This is a genomic window from Martinezella tropici (assembly GCF_003287875.1).
GTDB classification, from domain to species: domain Bacteria; phylum Pseudomonadota; class Alphaproteobacteria; order Rhizobiales; family Rhizobiaceae; genus Rhizobium; species Rhizobium tropici_C.
Window position 1 is genome coordinate 1 of sequence record NZ_QMKK01000038.1, and the last position, 16378, is coordinate 16378.

The 16378-nt window shown below is 60.3% G+C and carries 14 protein-coding genes; 4 read left to right on the forward strand and 10 right to left on the reverse strand.

Features of this window, described 5'->3' with window-relative positions; all coding sequences use genetic code 11:
* Window positions 1–105: 105 nt before the first annotated feature.
* The 4 genes from DQ393_RS15425 to DQ393_RS15440 form a co-directional block, all read right to left on the reverse strand.
* Window positions 106–1476: an IS1182 family transposase gene (locus tag DQ393_RS15425; protein ID WP_112340028.1), complete on the reverse strand. Its 1371-nt coding sequence runs from the start codon at window positions 1474–1476 to the stop codon at window positions 106–108.
* A 78-nt stretch (window positions 1477–1554) separates the two neighbouring features.
* Window positions 1555–4674 (reverse strand): efflux RND transporter permease subunit, encoded by a 3120-nt coding sequence (locus DQ393_RS15430; RefSeq protein ID WP_112342649.1) that lies wholly within the window; start codon window positions 4672–4674, stop codon window positions 1555–1557.
* The gene (locus DQ393_RS15435) at window positions 4671–5903 is read right to left on the reverse strand and encodes an efflux RND transporter periplasmic adaptor subunit (RefSeq protein WP_112342650.1); all 1233 of its coding nucleotides are present in this window, start codon (window positions 5901–5903) and stop codon (window positions 4671–4673) included. The genes DQ393_RS15430 and DQ393_RS15435 overlap by 4 nt, the downstream gene beginning before the upstream one ends.
* A gap of 424 nt (window positions 5904–6327) precedes the next feature.
* Window positions 6328–7116, reverse strand: a complete 789-nt coding sequence (locus DQ393_RS15440; protein WP_112342758.1) for an SDR family oxidoreductase — start codon at window positions 7114–7116, stop codon at window positions 6328–6330.
* 291 nt (window positions 7117–7407) lie between these two features.
* Here DQ393_RS15440 and DQ393_RS15445 point away from each other — a divergent pair, with 291 nt between their 5' ends.
* Both DQ393_RS15445 and DQ393_RS15450 read left to right on the forward strand, forming a co-directional pair.
* A complete protein-coding gene (locus DQ393_RS15445; RefSeq protein ID WP_112342651.1) occupies window positions 7408–9072 on the forward strand; it encodes an electron transfer flavoprotein-ubiquinone oxidoreductase in 1665 nt (554 codons plus the stop codon).
* 6 nt (window positions 9073–9078) lie between these two features.
* Window positions 9079–9606, forward strand: a complete 528-nt coding sequence (locus tag DQ393_RS15450; RefSeq protein WP_112342652.1) for a GNAT family N-acetyltransferase — start codon at window positions 9079–9081, stop codon at window positions 9604–9606.
* A gap of 1 nt (window position 9607) precedes the next feature.
* On the opposite strand, the gene DQ393_RS15455 is transcribed toward DQ393_RS15450, so the two are convergent.
* The 3 genes from DQ393_RS15455 to DQ393_RS15465 form a co-directional block, all read right to left on the reverse strand.
* Window positions 9608–9973: a type II toxin-antitoxin system VapC family toxin gene (locus DQ393_RS15455; RefSeq protein WP_112342653.1), complete on the reverse strand. Its 366-nt coding sequence runs from the start codon at window positions 9971–9973 to the stop codon at window positions 9608–9610.
* The gene (locus tag DQ393_RS15460; RefSeq protein WP_112342654.1) at window positions 9970–10167 is read right to left on the reverse strand and encodes a type II toxin-antitoxin system VapB family antitoxin; all 198 of its coding nucleotides are present in this window, start codon (window positions 10165–10167) and stop codon (window positions 9970–9972) included. The genes DQ393_RS15455 and DQ393_RS15460 overlap by 4 nt, the downstream gene beginning before the upstream one ends.
* Before the next feature lie 102 nt (window positions 10168–10269).
* Entirely contained in the window at window positions 10270–11172 is a 903-nt protein-coding gene (locus DQ393_RS15465) for a DMT family transporter (RefSeq protein WP_112342759.1), read from the reverse strand.
* 144 nt (window positions 11173–11316) lie between these two features.
* On the opposite strand from DQ393_RS15465, the gene DQ393_RS15470 reads away from it, so the two are divergent.
* Window positions 11317–11790: an Lrp/AsnC family transcriptional regulator gene (locus DQ393_RS15470; RefSeq protein ID WP_112342655.1), complete on the forward strand. Its 474-nt coding sequence runs from the start codon at window positions 11317–11319 to the stop codon at window positions 11788–11790.
* 49 nt (window positions 11791–11839) lie between these two features.
* Here the strand turns inward: DQ393_RS15470 and mgtE are convergent, their stop codons facing one another.
* Entirely contained in the window at window positions 11840–13213 is a 1374-nt protein-coding gene (gene mgtE, locus DQ393_RS15475) for a magnesium transporter (protein ID WP_112342656.1), read from the reverse strand.
* A gap of 355 nt (window positions 13214–13568) precedes the next feature.
* Window positions 13569–14582, reverse strand: a complete 1014-nt coding sequence (locus DQ393_RS15480; protein ID WP_112342657.1) for a zinc-binding alcohol dehydrogenase family protein — start codon at window positions 14580–14582, stop codon at window positions 13569–13571.
* 104 nt (window positions 14583–14686) lie between these two features.
* Between DQ393_RS15480 and DQ393_RS15485 the strand changes: the two genes are divergently transcribed.
* Window positions 14687–15091 carry a winged helix-turn-helix transcriptional regulator gene (locus tag DQ393_RS15485; RefSeq protein WP_112342658.1) on the forward strand — a complete coding sequence of 135 codons (405 nt, stop codon included), beginning with the start codon at window positions 14687–14689 and terminating at the stop codon, window positions 15089–15091.
* Here the strand turns inward: DQ393_RS15485 and DQ393_RS15490 are convergent.
* Window positions 15056–16273, reverse strand: a complete 1218-nt coding sequence (locus DQ393_RS15490) for an MFS transporter (protein ID WP_112342659.1) — start codon at window positions 16271–16273, stop codon at window positions 15056–15058. The genes DQ393_RS15485 and DQ393_RS15490 overlap by 36 nt on opposite strands.
* Between the last annotated feature and the right edge of the window lie 105 nt (window positions 16274–16378).

Below are 16378 nucleotides of genomic sequence, written 5' to 3' on the forward strand. Positions count from 1 at the left end.
CAGACTGCTGACAAACCCCGTCAAATTTTGGCGGGGTTTTGTATTTCTGGTGTGTTTGTTTCCTGGGTTGCGGCATTGAAGGGAGATCGGTCCTGCTCCTGTGATTCATGCGAGGCTCGGTTTGGGTGTCTTTGTGAGCGCCATCGCGATCTTCTTGATGTTCTGGGCTGCGGCGGCCATCAGGCACTGGCATCGGACTTTGATGAGACTTCGGAAGCGGGCGTAGCGATGGCCGTGCAGCTGCTTGGCATCGGCAAAGGAACGCTCGACCGTCTCCTTGCGTCTTTTGTAGATCGCCTTGCCCCAGGATGTGAGACGGTGACCGTCGGTGCGCTCGCGGGCATCGGCCCAAACGTGCCGGGTGATGGTGCGGATGGCCTTGCCGTTGGACGTGCACGACGCCAGAAGCGGGCAGGTGCCGCAGATGGCAGGATCGGATGTGTAATGCTTGTAGCCGTTGCGGTCGGTGGTGGCGTAGGTGAGAAGCTGGCCTTGCGGACAGCGATAGCCATCGGCTCGCTGATCGTAGACGAAGCTGTTCTTGCGCATCATGCCGGCTTTGGGCGGGGTCGGATTGCGATAGCCGGTGACACCGAGGATGGCGCGGTCCTCCAGGCCTTGGGCGATGCCTGAGGTGGCATAGCCGGCATCCAGCCCGACAGCCTTCACATCGAAGCCGAAGCGTTGGCACTGCCGGTCGAGCCTGCCGAGATAGACGATGCTGTCATGCACGTTGGCCGGCGTCACATGGGTATCGGTGATGATCGCATGTCGGCCGTCCACCGTGCGATGATCGAGATAGAAGAAGCCCTTCGGCTTGCCGTCACGCACCATGTAGCCGCTCTGGGGATCGGTGCGCGACACCTTGGTCTCCTTGATCTCGGCCTGGCGCTCCCCGTCCTTCAGCGGCTTCTGGCCATGCAGCTTGCGCTCCGCGTCGATCGCCCGGTCGAGGTCGGCCCAGTAGTCGGCACGCGATTTCTCGATCATGGCCAGATCGTATTTGCCCTTGTTGGCATTGGCCTTCAGATGGGTACTGTCCGTATAGAGTACCGTGCCGTCCACCAGCCCGTGGGAAACCGCCTGTTCAACGATGTGGTCGAAGATATCCTGGGCCACCGACGTATCGTTGAAGCGTCGGCGGCGGTTCTGCGACAGGGTCGACGCATCGAACACGCCATCCGTCAGCTTCATCCTGAGAAACCAGCGATAGGCGACATTGACCTCGATCTCGCGCACCAGCTGCCGCTCGGAGCGAATGCCGTAGAGGTAGCCGATGAACAGCGCCTTGAACATCAGCGTCGGATCAAGCGGCGGGCGGCCATTGTCGGCGCAGTACAAGCCGGCAACGCGATCGTGGATGAACGAGAAGTCGATCACCGCGTCTATTCGGCGCAGAAGGTGATCCTTCGGCACAAGACTGTCGAGCGTCACCATCTCGAGAGCCGTCTGTTCGGGAGCAGGTTTCTTCAGCATGTCCCATTGAATCAAAAACCTCCGGCTGACGCCAGAGGTTTGTCAGCAGTCTGTGGGCGCCTTTCGGCGCCCGTTTTGTCATTCCGCGGCAATCGCCGTCGGCGGTTCGTTCTGGTGCGGGTCGTCGTGCTTGCGCCGGCCGAAACGACCGAGGAAGTCGCTCAGGCGGTTCATCTCCAGGAAGATGACGGGTGTGATGAACAAGGTCAGAAGCTGCGAAACCACCAGGCCGCCTACCACAGCGATACCGAGCGGCTGGCGCAGCTCCGAGCTTGCGCCGCTGCCGACCGCGATCGGTAGGGCGCCGAGCAGGGCGCAGAAAGTGGTCATCATGATCGGCCGGAAACGGCGTACGCAGGCCTCGTGGATCGCTTCCGCCGGCGACATGCCAGTACTCGAGCGCAGCGTTTCCAGCGCCACGTCGATCATCATGATCGCGTTTTTCTTGACGATACCGATCAGCATCAGCAAGCCGATGAGCGCGATGATCGACAGATCGAAGCCGAAGAGCTTCAGGGCGAGCAGGGCGCCGAGAGCGGCGGCCGGCAAACCGGAGAGAATGGTCAGCGGGTGGATGAAGCTCTCGTAGAGGACGCCGAGAACCACATAGATCGTCAGCACTGCAGCCAGGATCAGATAGGGCGTGCTGCCCTGCGACTGCTGGAAGATCTGAGCCGTACCGCCGTAGGACGTGAAAACGTCCGCCGGCATGTTGATATCCTTCTTGATCTGCTCGATCTGTGCGGTGGCGTCGCCAAGCGCTTCGCCAGCCGGCAGGTTGAAGGATACCGTGGTCGAGACGAGCTGACCGGTCTGGTTGATGGTCACTGGACCGGTGTTGCGCACGATGTGCGCGAAGGCGGACAATGGAACCTGCTCGCCCTTCGAAGACGTCACATGGATGCGCGACAGCTTCTGGTCGTCCCAAGGCTGGTTCGCATCATATTCGATGATCACGTCATAGCTGTCGCCGGTCGACTGAATCTGGGCGGCGGCGTAGTCGCTGAAGGCCTCCTCAAGCGTGGTGCGCAGCAGGTTGTTGTTGATGCCGTAGGCGGCGGCCTTCTCCATATCGACGACGATGTTGGCCTGCAAGGCGTTGTACTGCGCGTCGGTGGTCACGTCGGTAAAGCGTGGATCCTTTCGCATCTCCTGCAGCATCTTGTTGGCCCACTCGTTGGTCAGATCAGCGTTGAGGGCCTGGATGACGAGCTGATACTGGCTGGCGGTCTGGCGTCCGCCGAAGCGAAGGCTTTGCTGAGGATTGATGAAGATCTGAATGCCTGGGATTTTGGCGACGGCGGCGCGCAGTTCGCGCAGCGTCTGGTCAAGCGGTTCGCGATCCTTCTTGTCCTTCAACTGGGCATAGATCGTACCGTTGTTGAGTGTCTGACGCGCGCTGGCGCCGACAACCGACATCACGTGCTCGACGGCAGGATTCGCCTTGATCGCCGCAGCGGCCTGGTTCTGCAGGTCACGCATCGCCGGAAAGGAAATATCCTGGCGGGCGCGCGTTGAAATCTGCAGCCGCCCGATGTCTTCCTGCGGGAAGAAGCTGGCTGGCAGGGTCAGGAAGAGATAGGCCGAGAGTGCGACCGAAGCAAGGAAGCTTCCAAGCACGATGTAGCGATGGCGAATACACCATTCCACGCCCTTGCCGTAGTTGACCTCGGTCCAATTGAAGCCCTTGTTGAAGAGGCGCACCGGCAGGGGAGGATGGCTGTGGGCGTTGGAGAGACGCGAACCGAGCATCGGCGTGACGGTCAGCGAGACCACCGCGGACGATACGATGGCGATTGCCACGACCATTCCGAATTCGTTGAAGATACGCCCAACGACGCCGCCCATCAGCAGGATAGGGATGAACACGGCGATGAGCGAGACCGACATGGAGATAATCGTATAGCTGACTTCTGCCGCGCCCTGGATGGCCGCCTGCCGCACAGGCATGCCTTCTTCCATGTGCCGTAGAATGTTCTCCAGCATGACGATGGCGTCGTCCACCACGAGGCCCACCGCGATCGTCAATCCGAGCAGCGAGATATTGTCGACGCTATAGCCGAGCACATACATCATGCCGAAAGTTGATATCAGCGAAAGAGGCACGGCGAGGCCGGGGATAATCGTTGCCGTCACGTGGCCCGTGAACAGGTAGATGACGAGAACGACGAGGCCGATGGTCAGCAGCAAGGTGAACTTGACGTCCGAGATGGCTTCGCGGATTGGCTGGGCCGAGTCGTTCATGACGGTCATTTTGACGGAAGCCGGCATTTCGGCCTGCAGCTTCGGCAGTGTCTTGTTGACGGCATCGACGACGTCGACGGTGTTGGCATCGGGCTGGCGTTGAATAGCCAGAATGATCGCTCGCTGGCCATCATACCAGCTACCGATATTCTGGTTTTCCACGCTGTCCTGCACGTCGGCGACGTCGCCGAGGTGAATTGGCTTGCCATTGGGATTGGCAATCACAAGCGTGCGAAACTGGTCGGCGTTGACGCGCTGCGTATCCGCATTGATCGTCATGCTCTGCGCCGAGTCTTGCAGCGTGCCGACCGGGACCTGGTTGTTGGCGTTGACAACGGCTGTATTGACCGTGTCGATACCGATGCCGCGATCCAGAAGCTTGTTCGGATCGACGTCGATGCGCACCGCGTAGGTCTGCGCCCCGTTTACCGTCACTTCAGCGACGCCAGGCAGTGTCGAGATCGATGGAGAGATGATGTTCTCGGCGATATCGTCGAGCTTGCTGCGCTGCAAAGTGTCGCTTTGTACGGCGATCAGCATGACAGGCGCGTCGGCCGGATTGGTCTTCCGGTAGCTTGGCGGGGTGGTCAGGTTGTTGGGAAGTTTTCTTTGCGCGGTCGAAATCGCCGCCTGCACGTCACCGGCGGCGGCGTCGATGTCGCGGTCGAGATTGAACTGCAGCACGATGCTGGTATTGCCAAGCGAGTTTGTAGAAGAAATTTCGCTGATGCCGGGGATCGTCTCGAACTGCTTGATCAGCGGCGTGGCGACCGATGTCGCCATCGTCTGTGGTGATGCGCCTGTCAGCTGGGCCGAGACGTTGATCGTCGGGAAATCCACCTGCGGCACTGCTGCGACGGGGATGAGCTGATAGCCGGCGAGACCGGCAAGCACCACGCCGATCGCGAGAAGCGTGGTCGCGACCGGACGCTGGATACAGAAGGTCGGGATCATTGTTGCGCTCCAACTGCGATGGTTTCGGTTTTTCCATCATCGGCCGAAGCGACCTTCTCGTTTGGATTGTCGCTGAACTGTTCCTTGACTTCGGTGCCGTTGTTCAGTTGCGACTGGCCTTCGACAACGACATGATCGCCCACCGAAAGGCCTGTGGCGACGGCTGTGCGGCCGCCGTTGGCGCGGGCAATTGTCACCGGCGTGATCTTGACCTTGTTGTCCTTTACCACGAAGGCGATATAGCCGTCCGGCCCCGGGCTGACGGCAACGGTCGGCACGACGATGAGTTGCTCGTTGTCGGCGAAGTGAACCATGACGTTCTCGGAGCGTCCCGGCCACAAGGCACCGTTGGCGTTTTCGAAGGTTGCCTTCACAGCGATCGTTCCGGAAGCCTGGTCGACTGTGTTGTCATAAAAGGTGATCGTTCCGGTGCGAGGCTTGCCCTGCGCGGAACGGGGAACGGTGGTGACGTGGACAGGGCCTGCGGCCAGCTGTTCCTGCAGTTCGCGCAGATTGTTTTCCTGCATGGTGAACTTGATGTATGCCGGATCATATTTGCTGATCGTCACGATTGGCGTGCCGGCGCTGACATAAGCCCCCAGGCTCAATTGAACATCGCCAAGCCGGCCATCATAGGGTGCCCGTATGTCGGTATTTCCGAGCAGGACCTGATCCGAGGCAAGCTGTGCCTGGTCCGCGCTGAGCGTGGCAATGGCGGCGTCGCGGGTCGCACGTGCTTCATCGGCCGTCGCCTGAGTGCCGGCGCTGCTCGTAAGCAAGCTATTGGCACGGGTCAGCGCGGTCTCCGCTTGGGCAAGGTTTGCCTGGTCTTTCGTAATGTTCGCCTGGTCCTTGTTGACGGCAGCCTGTGCCGTGCGCGGATCGAGCTTTGCGATCAGGTCGCCGGCTTTGACTGTCACGCCATCTTTTACGGCGATCTGCGTGATCAGCCCGGCTTCCTGCGCGGCGATCGTCGTTGAATCGATCGGCACGACCCAGCCGGTCGCGGGAACGTCCATGGGGAGCGTAGTTTTGACGGCGGCAACGGTCTTTACCGCGATTGGGCCGGCCTGACGCTTGCCGCCGGCCTGCGCCGGCTTGCCGGCATCTTTGGTTTCTGCGGAGGCTTGGTCGACAAAGGCGGAAAGGAAAGGAATACGGTCGCGGTAGCTCCATGCTGCAAGGGCTGCGACGACGAGAAGGCCGAGGGGAAGCCAAAGTTTTTTCATATTTAAAGAACCGGTCGGGGCTTGTTGCAGGATGCGCGGGGACGTTGAGGTGTATCTACTGCGTCGCACAACAAAGACGCGTTTCGCCGCAATTCATCACATCGCCGTCGCCGCTAACGTTCGGTAATTCTGTCCCTTTTTACGCGAATTCATGAACGCTGATACCGTGCAATTTACCACAGTTCTACAGGGCGAAAAATTAAAGCTTGGAAAGCTTTGGAATAGGTTTCGTTTATGCAGCGCAGCAAGCAGTCGAATGACTATTTTTTGATTGCCGTTATGTAATATTCGGCAGGAAAAACAGCCTGAGGCAGTATTTATACTCCGAAGACGTGCTTCAGCGTGCAAGGAGGCGTCGCGCCGCTCACGGAATTGTGTTGTCAGGCCCTTTATGAGGCCTGCAAACTGCTCGTCCGTTACAAGTTCAAAGGGAGCGCGCAGCTCCTCCGTCGCAGCGGACCAGCGTTCCCGTGACGTAGCTTGCCGGTTCGCTGCAGAGGAAGGCGGCCGTCGCAGCGAATTCCTCGACACGGCCATAGCGGCCGGCGGGAATGCGCTGTTGACGCTCGGCGCTGACATCTTCCAGGCTCCGGCCCCCACGTTTGGCCGCGGCAGTGTCAAGCTCGGCCAATCGATCGGTGGCGATACTGCCAGGCAGAAGCATGTTCACCGTGATGCCATGCGCCGCCACCTCGCTTGCCAGCGTCTTGCTCCATCCGACCAGTGCCGGGCGCAGCGTGTTGGAGAGTGCAAGATTGGGAATGGGTTCGATAGCGCCGGAGGAGGCGACTGTGACGATGCGCCCCCAGCGTTGCGCCTTCATGCCCGGCAGCAGGGCGTTGGTCAGCGTGATGATCCGCGACACCATGGAGATGAAATAGGTCTCCAGCCTGTCAGCGGTCATATCCTCTGTCGTTCCGGGCGTCGGGCCGCCGCTATTGTTGACGAGAATGTCGATGCCGCCGAGCTTGTCGGTCACAGCCTTGGTGACGACCTCAACGAAGTTCTCGTCGTTAAGATCGGCCCAGATCCAGTCGGCACGGCCCTTGCCTTCGGCATTGATGGCTTTGCAATTACCGTCAAGCCTTTCGCCGTTGCGACCACAGAGCAGGACGTTCACGCCTTCGCGGGCCAGTGCCACGGCGATTCCATGGCCGAGCCCCTTGGATGAGGCAAGCACCAGCGCGCGCTTTCCGCCGATACGAAGATCCATGTCGATCACCCTTCATGCTATCCGCAATTCCCGATCGGTTCTTATAGAGCGCCAGCGGGCGATTATGGAAGGCATGCTCCGGAGATTGCGCTAAATACCCTCGGAACATTGACGTTAACGTAAGGGTAATTTAACTTGTTTTGCGCGCTGGACGAATTGGAGGATTGCCTGTCGCTTCCCGGCTCGACAATCCTTTTCCGTTTTGACAAGAGATAAACGAAACGGGGAATACGCCCAAGGGGATGAGGCTGCGATCCGATATCATCGGACGCCGCCAAGCGGAGAAGATGAATGACTGACGCGAGCGAGCTGCCGGAACGCGAGAGCATGGAATTCGACGTTGTGATTGTCGGTGCAGGTCCTGCGGGCCTGTCGGCGGCGATCCGGCTGAAGCAGGTCAACCCGGATCTGTCCGTCGTGGTGCTCGAGAAGGGAGCCGAGGTCGGCGCGCATATCCTGTCTGGCGCCGTGGTCGATCCGATCGGCATCGACCGGCTGCTGCCGGGCTGGCGCGAGGAGGAGGGGCATCCCTTCAAGACCGAGGTGACGGACGATCACTTCCTGTTCTTGGGGCCAGCCGGCTCCGTCCGCCTGCCGAATTTCCTGATGCCGCCGCTGATGAACAATCACGGCAATTATATCGTCTCGCTCGGCAATGTCTGTCGCTGGCTGGCCGAAAAGGCCGAAGCCTTGGGCGTCGAGATCTATCCCGGCTTTGCCGCGACCGAAGTGCTCTATAATGACGAGGGTGCCGTCATCGGCGTCGCCACCGGCGATATGGGCATCGAGAAGAATGGCGAGCCCGGCCCGAACTATACCCGCGGCATGGCGCTCTTAGGCAAATATGTGCTGATCGGCGAAGGCGTGCGTGGCTCGCTCGCCAAGCAGCTGATTGCCAAGTTCGATCTTGCGCGGAACAGCGACGTGCCGAAGTTCGGCATCGGCATCAAGGAACTCTGGCAGGTCAAGCCGGAAAACCACAGACAGGGCCTGGTACAGCATTCCTTCGGCTGGCCGCTGGGGATGAAGACGGGCGGCGGCTCGTTCCTCTATCACCTGGAGGACAATCTCGTCGCGGTCGGCTTCGTCGTGCACCTGAACTACAAGAACCCCTATCTCTATCCCTTCGAGGAATTCCAGCGCTTCAAGACGCATCCGGCGATCCTGGGCACCTTCGAGGGTGGCAAGCGCATCTCCTATGGCGCCCGCGCCATCACCGAAGGCGGATACCAGTCGGTGCCGAAGCTGACCTTCCCGGGCGGCACCCTGATCGGCTGCTCGGCCGGCTTCGTCAACGTGCCCCGTATCAAGGGCAGCCACAATGCGGTGCTGTCAGGCATGCTGGCGGCGGACAAGATCGCCGCGGCGATCGCGGCCGGTCGCGGCAATGACGAGGTGATCGAGATCGAGAACGAATGGCGCTCTTCGGATATCGGCAAGGATCTGAAGCGCGTCCGGAACGTCAAGCCGCTGTGGTCGAAATTCGGCACGGCGATCGGCGTGGCCCTCGGCGGCCTCGACATGTGGACGAACCAGCTCCTCGGCTTCTCCTTCTTCGGCACGCTGAAGCACGGCAAGACGGATGCGCAGAGCCTGGAGCCCGCAGCCCAGCACCAGAAGATCGACTATCCCAAGCCGGATGGCGTCTTGACCTTCGACCGTCTCTCCTCGGTGTTCTTGTCGAACACCAATCACGAGGAAGATCAGCCGGTGCATCTGCAGGTCAAGGATATGGCACTGCAGGTGTCGTCAGAACATGATGTCTATGCCGGTCCGTCGACGCGCTACTGTCCGGCCGGCGTCTACGAATGGGTGGAGAAGGACGGCAAGGACACCTTCGTCATCAATGCCCAGAACTGCGTCCACTGCAAGACCTGCGACATCAAGGACCCCAACCAGAACATCAACTGGGTGCCGCCGCAGGGTGGCGAAGGACCGGTCTATCCGAATATGTGAGATGCGATGACGGAGATGGAAAGAGGCGCCTGGACGATCCGTTCGGCCAGGGCCGGCGAACTGCATCTGCTCGCTGCCATCGAGATCGATGCCTTCTGGGCTCTGCATGAGGCCGGCGCGGTCGCCTGCGAGCCGACATCGCTGCCTCTCGATGTCCTGCAACAATCTCTGGCGGAAGACTTGTTGTTTGTCGCCGTCGACGGCATGGATCAACCGTTCGGCTTCGTGGCCGGTCTTCTTGAGGATGGCTCGGTTCATATCGCCGAACTCGATGTCGTCAGACGTTGGCAGAAGCGAGGCGTTGGGCGGCGGCTGATGGAAGCTGCGATTGCGGCGGCGAAAACGCAAGGGGCCGCTGGCGTCACTTTGACGACGGACCGGCAGGTGGCCTTCAACGCGCCATTCTATGCCTCCTTAGGATTTCAAATCCTCGATGACGAAGAAAGGCCAGCCGTTCTCACGCAGATCCTGGAGAATGAGGTTGCCCATGGCGCCGATCCGGCCCGACGCGTGGCCATGGCGTTGCGTTTCTGAACTATAGCGGCGCGGCAATTCCGAGGTTCTCGGCGACACGTTGTAGCCGCTTGTCGCGCGTCCAGAGATAAGTTCCAGGCGCCAGTATCGTCGCGGCCGCGAGATGAGCATCGATATAGCCGATTCCGGTACCCTGCAGTTTGTTGCTCCGGATGAAATAAAGAACGTCCTCATCCGAGACTCTCGCAATCGGAGGCAGTCGGCGGAGGCTTCCTATCACCAGATCATATTGCCGCAGATTGCCAAGACCGATCTCACCGACGACGAAAGGATGAACGACGACTTGTTTTTGCTCCAGCAGGGATTGAAGCCGCGCCTCCAACGCATGAAAGTGATCGATCCAGATCGACGTATCGACCAGGATCATTCGACGCCAAGCTGACGACGAGGGGGAGCCGTGATATTTGGTTCGGTGCCGCCGAGACGTATCAGCGTTTTGGCGGCTTCCCGTTCCACAAGGGCTTTCAATGCTTCACGCAGGATCGCCGAGGTCTCGGCGAGACCGGTAACCTCGCGTGCATCCGCAAGCAACTTATCGTCGATGGCTACGGTGGTGCGCATTGATATCTCCGTTGTCATCAAAATTAGCATCAGATGATGCCGCTTTCAATGCCGAAGACTGCACATGGCAGCCTTCGATCCATTGTCTTGCAGTTGAAGGATTTATTTCCGGGCCAGCACTCCGGTCGAAAGTGCCACCCCAAGTCCCGTAACGATCGCTGCTGCAATCCCGGCCAGTCCGATTTCCTCGCCGAGCAGAAAGCCGCCGCCGATCGTGGCAAGAACAGGGGTGATGGCGGTGAAGGCTGCGGCCTGCGTGCCACCGAGAGCCTGGACGGCAAGGCCGTAGGCCAGTGTGGCGGCAAGACCGGAGAGCAATCCCTGGCTGACGATCTGCAGGCCGATTTCCGGCAGCGGCACCGAGGCGAGTGAGCTGCCGAAGACAGCGGCCAGGCCGAGATGGATCAGGAACGACCAGACGGCGATGATGGCGCTCGACTGCAGAGCACTGAGACCAGAGCGGCGGAAAGCATGAGTGTAGCTTGCCCAGAGCACGGCAGACAGCGGCAGCAGCGTAAAGCCTTCCCAGGAGACCTGCACGCCGTAGAGGCTGCGGGCAAGCAATATCACGACACCCGCGACGATGCCGCCAAGACCGAGCCATCGGGTGATATCAAGCCGCTCGCGAAACAACAGCACACCGATCAGGGCGGTCGCCAGTGGCATGGAACCCCCGAGCAAAATGCCGGCCGAGGAGGCGGGCGTGAATTGAATGGCAAGCGTGGTCAGCTGGAAGAAGACGGCGCCGGAGCCGCAGACCATCAGCGCCAGCAGTTTCAGCGGTACGCCCTTCGGCAGCAGGCCCGTCTTCCACCAGACGGGAGCCAGCACCAGGGCCGGCACGCCATAGCGGATCAGGCCGAGATCGATGGTGCCCATCTGCGTTTCGGCCGTGTGGCGGGTTGCAAGAATCCAGTTTGCCCAGATCAAGACAGTGACGACGGCGCCGGCATAGCCGACCATGGTGGGTGTTGCCTTGCGGGTGGAGAGAGACAAAGCGGTCATCGACATATCCTTTCCAACGATCCGGTTATCTTTCGAATGAGGAAAAGATAGCGCCGAAGGCCGAGGCATGTCCTTGCTAGTTATGGCTCTAAAATGATGCTATCAGCAATAATCTACCAATTTTAAAATACGGGTTTCCTTAATATGCCAAAACTCGATAAATTCGATATCGCGATCCTCAACTGCCTGCAGGAGGATGCGCGGGCGACCAATGTCGAGATCGCCGAGCGCGTAAACCTCTCTCCATCGCCCTGCTTGCGGCGCATTCGCAATCTGGAAAAATCAGGGCTCCTGCGCGGCTATCGCGCCGATATCGACCGCAAGGAAGCCGGCCTCGGTCTAACGGTTTTCGTGGAACTAAAGGTCGGTCATCATTCGAAGGAGAATTCGGAAGCGCAGCAGGCAGCACTGCTCGCCATTCCGGAAATCGTCGCTTGCCATCTGATTTCGGGAACGGCCGATTTCCTGGCGGAAGTCGTCGTGGAGGATCTTGCCGCCTATGAGAAGGTGATGTCGGAAAAGCTTCTGGTGCTTCCCGGTGTGGTCGATCTGCGCTCGAACTTCGCGATTCGCACCATCAAGACCAACGGCGCATTGAAACTGCCAGTGCCGGAATGAAGTGAAAAGGGCCGTTGCCGGCCCCTTTGCGATGAGAATCTGATTATCCTCAGAGCATCGTTCCACTGAGGATCAGCAGAGCGACCGAGAAGTAGATTACAAGGCCGGTGACATCGACCAGCGTCGCAACGAACGGCGCCGATGCGCTGGCGGGGTCGAGCCGCAGCTTCTGCAAAACGAACGGCAGCATCGAGCCGGCGAGCGAACCGAAAGTGACGATACCGATCAGAGCCGCAAAGACGGTAAAGGCGACCAGCTGCCAGTGCGGGCCATAATCGAACAGACCGATAGTCTGCCAGAGCACGATGCGGGCGAAGCCGACGAGGCCGAGGATCGCGCCGAGCACGATGCCCGTCGGCAATTCGCGGAACGCTACGCGCCACCAGTCCGAAAGCTTGAGCTCGCCGAGCGCCAGCGCCCGGATGATCAGCGAGGTCGCCTGCGAACCGGAGTTGCCGCCCGAGCTCATGATCAGCGGGATGAAGAGCGTCAGCACGACAGCCTTTTCCAGCTCGCCCTCGAAGTGCTGCATGGCGCTTGCCGTCAGCATTTCGCCGAGGAAGAGGGCTGCGAGCCAGCCGGCGCGCTTGCGGATCATGCCCGCAAAGCTGATCTTCATATAGGGCTGGCCGAGTGCTTCCATACCACCGAATTTCTGGGCGTCCTCGGTCGTATCGGCGATCATGGTGTCGATGACGTCATCGACCGTGACAATGCCGAGCATCATGCCCCTGTCGTCCACGACCGGGAGCGCCAGCAGATCGTGGCGTCGGATCAGGCGGGCGACATCCTCCTGCTTCATCAGCGGCGGCGCCGTGATCGGTGTGCCCTTCTGAGCTACGGTCAGGATGCAGGCATCTGGTTCACCGGTGATGAGACGGCGCAGCGTCACGACATGCAGCAGTACATGCGTTTCGTCGTCGAGAACATAGATGGCATAGACCGTTTCGCGGGAGCGCTCGACCTGGCGAACGTGATCGAGCGTCTGGGCCACGGTCCAGCTCGCGAAAACGCTGACGAATTCCGTCGTCATGATGCCGCCAGCCGTGCGGGGCGGATAGCCCATCAGGCCCTGGATCGCCTGCCTTGTATGTTCGTCGAAGGTGGCGAAGAGCCGGGCGCGCGCCTCGACATCCATTTCCAGCAGCACGTCGGCGACGCGGTCGTTGGACATGCCGTGCAGCAGCCGCGCGGCATCCCCATTGCTCATGACTTCGAGGATAGCAGGCGCGTTGCGAAGTTCTGGCCGGTCGAGAATGCGCACGGCGCGCTCTTCCGGCATTTTGGCGAGGATGCGCGCAGCCTCTGATGCCCCAAGCGCATTCAGCGACTCGACACGCTCGGCGATGGTTACGGCTCGGTTGTTATTGATGAATGCACGAGCGGCATTGCCGGCCCGCGTGGGAAAGCTGTTGATGTTCATTATAGCTCGCCTTTCTGGTCGATCCGCCGTCGTAGCGGATCGTGGCGAGCCGACAGGAGTCGGTTAGTGCACGAATGCTACTGACGGCAAAGGCAATCGACTACTACTGTCGCTAGGCATCGAAAGATGACTCCGGTTGATCGGTATGGAGAACGCTGTTCCCCACGAGCGGAGAAGTCGCGCCGAAGGCATAAAAAGTCAAGAGGTGGGACATGCCTAAACGCGCAATCCTGCAATAAAAATTTGTTTAGGCGGCTGCAAATTTTTGCGATGCAACAAAACGTGGTGCAAAGGCGTTAAAACAAAGCGGCCGGACGACATGCGCCCGGCCCGATCTGTCGCGAATATTGGTCGCTCAGAAGCCGGCCAGAACGACCTTGCCCTTCATCTTGCCGGTCTCGACGAGGGCATGCGCCTTCTTGAGATTGGCGGCGTTGATCGTGCCCGCGGTCTCGGTCAGCGTCGACCTGATCTTGCCGGCATCCACCAGTTCAGCGATCTTCGTCAGCAGCTTGTGCTGCTCGATCATATCGGGGGTGTGGAAGAGGGGACGGGTGAACATCAGTTCCCAATGAGTCGATACCGCCTTGCGCTTGAAGGGTACCACATCGAGCGTTTTCGGGTCGTCGATCAGCGCGAATCGGCCTTGAGGCGCGATAGCCTCGACGATCGAGCCGATATGATCTGATGTGTTCGTCGTCGAGAAGACGAAGGCCGGAGCGCCGATGCCGAGCGCCTCGATCTGCGGCGCAGGCGGCTTCGAATGGTCGACGACGTGATGGGCGCCCAATTCCTTTACCCAGGCCTGCGTTTCGGGTCGCGATGCCGTGGCGACAATGGTGAGATCGGTCAGCGCGCGTGCAATCTGGATGGTGATTGATCCAACCCCGCCGGCTCCGCCGATGACGAGAATGGCATTGGCGGAGCCGGGAACCGGATCCTGTACCTTCAGCCGGTCGAACAGCGTTTCATAGGCGGTGATCGATGTCAGCGGTAAAGCGGCAGCGGCCGCGAAATCGAGGCTTTTCGGCTTGGCGCCGACGATGCGCTCGTCGACAAGCTGGAATTCGGCATTCGATCCATCGCGACTGATGGAGCCCGCATAGAAGACCTCGTCTCCAGGCTTGAACATGGTGACGTCAGGGCCAACCGCCTTTACGATACCGGCGGCATCCCAGCCGACGATCTTGTATGCGCCTTCGGGCGGCGCGACATTGGCACGGACTTTGACATCGACCGGATTGACGGAAACGGCCTTTACTTCGACGAGCAGGTCATGACCCTTTGCCTCGGGCGTCGGCAGCTCGATGTCGATCAGGGATGTCTCTGCGGAAATGGGCTGTGGTTGCTTATAGGCGACTGCGCGCATGGGAGAAGCTCCTGGGTTGGTTGCACAGAGGCTAGATGCGCATTATCCTCAAAGGGCGCAAGAATGCACAATTTCTGTACGTAGGTACAAAAAGGATACTGTCAATGTCGGTTCCCCGTTCCAAGCTTGTCAGGAATTTTCCCGGATGCCCGGTCGAGGCGACGCTGAGCGTGCTCGACGGCAAATGGAAGGGCGTGATCCTGTTTCACCTGATGGAGGGAACGCTGCGCTTCAACGAAATCCGCCGCAAGCTGCCGTCGGTGACGCAGCGCATGCTGACCAAGCAATTACGGGAATTGGAAGAATCCGGGCTGCTATCGCGCACCGTCTTTCCGGTCGTGCCGCCACGCGTGGATTATGCGCTGACGCCGCTTGGCGCCAGCCTCGGGCCGATCATCAACGCAATGGCCGTCTGGGGCGAGGAGAATGTATTTTGTCGTGACGGGCGCCAGCAGCTGGGCGCCCCAGGGACGTCATGCGCGCCCGGTGCGGCGCTCCAGGCCAACTGAAACGGCAAAGACGGCAAGACCGGCAACGGAAAGCACCGCACCGACATAGCCGGTGGCAGCCGCCGTAAAGCCCCAGGATATCACCAGGCCGCCGAGCCAGGCGCCGAGCGCATTGGCGATGTTGAAGGCAGAGTGATTGGAGGCGGCGGCCAGCGTCTGTGCGTCGGCAGCCACATCCATGAGGCGCGTCTGTACGGCCGGGCAGGCGGCAAAGCCGCAGCCGATCAGGAAGACGCAGATGCAGAGCATGATCGGATTAGCCGCCGTCAGCGAGAAGAGCGTCATGATGACGATGTTAAAGATCATCATGCCGCCGATCGTGCCCTTGATCGAGATGTCGCCAAGGCGCGAACCGACGATGTTGCCGACATTCATGCCGATGCCGAAGAGCGCAAGCACGACCGGCACCATGGCAGTGCCGAGGCCGGCGACCTCTGTGGTCGTCGTGGCGACATAGCTGAAGATCGAGAACATGCCGCCGAAGCCGACGGCGGCGACTCCAAGCGAAAGCCAGACCTGGATGCGCTTCAGCGCGCCGAGCTCACGCGTGATGCTGGCGCCTTCCTCGACCTTGTCCTTCGGCAGGAAGAGGGCGATGAGCAACATGGTGGCGAGGCCGATAGCACCGACCATCATGAAAGCAGCCCGCCATTCGAGCAGCTGGCCGAGGAAGGTGGCGATCGGCGTGCCGATGAGCGTCGCGATCGTGAGACCAAGCATGACCTGGCCGACGGCGCGCACGCGGCGATGGACCGGCACCATCGAGGCGGCGACGAGCGCCGCGACGCCGAAATAGGCGCCATGCGGCAGGCCGGTGATGAAACGCAGCGCCGTGAAGCTTTCGAAAGTCGGCGCAAAGGCGCTGGAAATATTGCCGGCGGCAAAGATCGCCATCATCAAGAGGAGCAGCGTGCGGCGCGCCATCTTGGCGGCAAGCACGGCGATAACAGGCGCACCGACGACGACGCCGAGCGCATAGGCGCTGATCACGTGGCCTGCTTCCGGCGTGGTGACGCCAAAGGTGTCGGCGACGTTGGGCAGAAGTCCCATGATGACGAATTCGCCGGTGCCGATGCCGAAGCTGCCGACGGCCAGCGCTAAGGTCACCAGCGCAATGGCAGCGCGAGATGGCGCTTCGAGGATGGTCTGGCTATCGAGGGCCTCGACGGAAATATCGCTCACGGAAACTCCTTGGGCGACACACCAAGACGGGGCGCCGCGATCAGGCAGCGAACCCCACATTCGGCGCTCAGTGCATCAGGACGAATAAGGAACTGGAACGGCACG

What these genes read in the sequence shown, in the direction of transcription:
- DQ393_RS15425 (WP_112340028.1), bottom strand. Translation starts at nt 1,476, where the DNA reads ATGCTGAAGAAACCTGCTCCCGAACAGACGGCTCTCGAGATGGTGACG.
- DQ393_RS15430 (WP_112342649.1), bottom strand. Translation starts at nt 4,674, where the DNA reads ATGATCCCGACCTTCTGTATCCAGCGTCCGGTCGCGACCACGCTTCTC.
- DQ393_RS15435 (WP_112342650.1), bottom strand. Translation starts at nt 5,903, where the DNA reads ATGAAAAAACTTTGGCTTCCCCTCGGCCTTCTCGTCGTCGCAGCCCTT.
- DQ393_RS15440 (WP_112342758.1), bottom strand. Translation starts at nt 7,116, where the DNA reads ATGGATCTTCGTATCGGCGGAAAGCGCGCGCTGGTGCTTGCCTCATCC.
- DQ393_RS15445 (WP_112342651.1), top strand. Translation starts at nt 7,408, where the DNA reads ATGACTGACGCGAGCGAGCTGCCGGAACGCGAGAGCATGGAATTCGAC.
- DQ393_RS15450 (WP_112342652.1), top strand. Translation starts at nt 9,079, where the DNA reads ATGACGGAGATGGAAAGAGGCGCCTGGACGATCCGTTCGGCCAGGGCC.
- DQ393_RS15455 (WP_112342653.1), bottom strand. Translation starts at nt 9,973, where the DNA reads ATGATCCTGGTCGATACGTCGATCTGGATCGATCACTTTCATGCGTTG.
- DQ393_RS15460 (WP_112342654.1), bottom strand. Translation starts at nt 10,167, where the DNA reads ATGCGCACCACCGTAGCCATCGACGATAAGTTGCTTGCGGATGCACGC.
- DQ393_RS15465 (WP_112342759.1), bottom strand. Translation starts at nt 11,172, where the DNA reads ATGACCGCTTTGTCTCTCTCCACCCGCAAGGCAACACCCACCATGGTC.
- DQ393_RS15470 (WP_112342655.1), top strand. Translation starts at nt 11,317, where the DNA reads ATGCCAAAACTCGATAAATTCGATATCGCGATCCTCAACTGCCTGCAG.
- mgtE (WP_112342656.1), bottom strand. Translation starts at nt 13,213, where the DNA reads ATGAACATCAACAGCTTTCCCACGCGGGCCGGCAATGCCGCTCGTGCA.
- DQ393_RS15480 (WP_112342657.1), bottom strand. Translation starts at nt 14,582, where the DNA reads ATGCGCGCAGTCGCCTATAAGCAACCACAGCCCATTTCCGCAGAGACA.
- DQ393_RS15485 (WP_112342658.1), top strand. Translation starts at nt 14,687, where the DNA reads ATGTCGGTTCCCCGTTCCAAGCTTGTCAGGAATTTTCCCGGATGCCCG.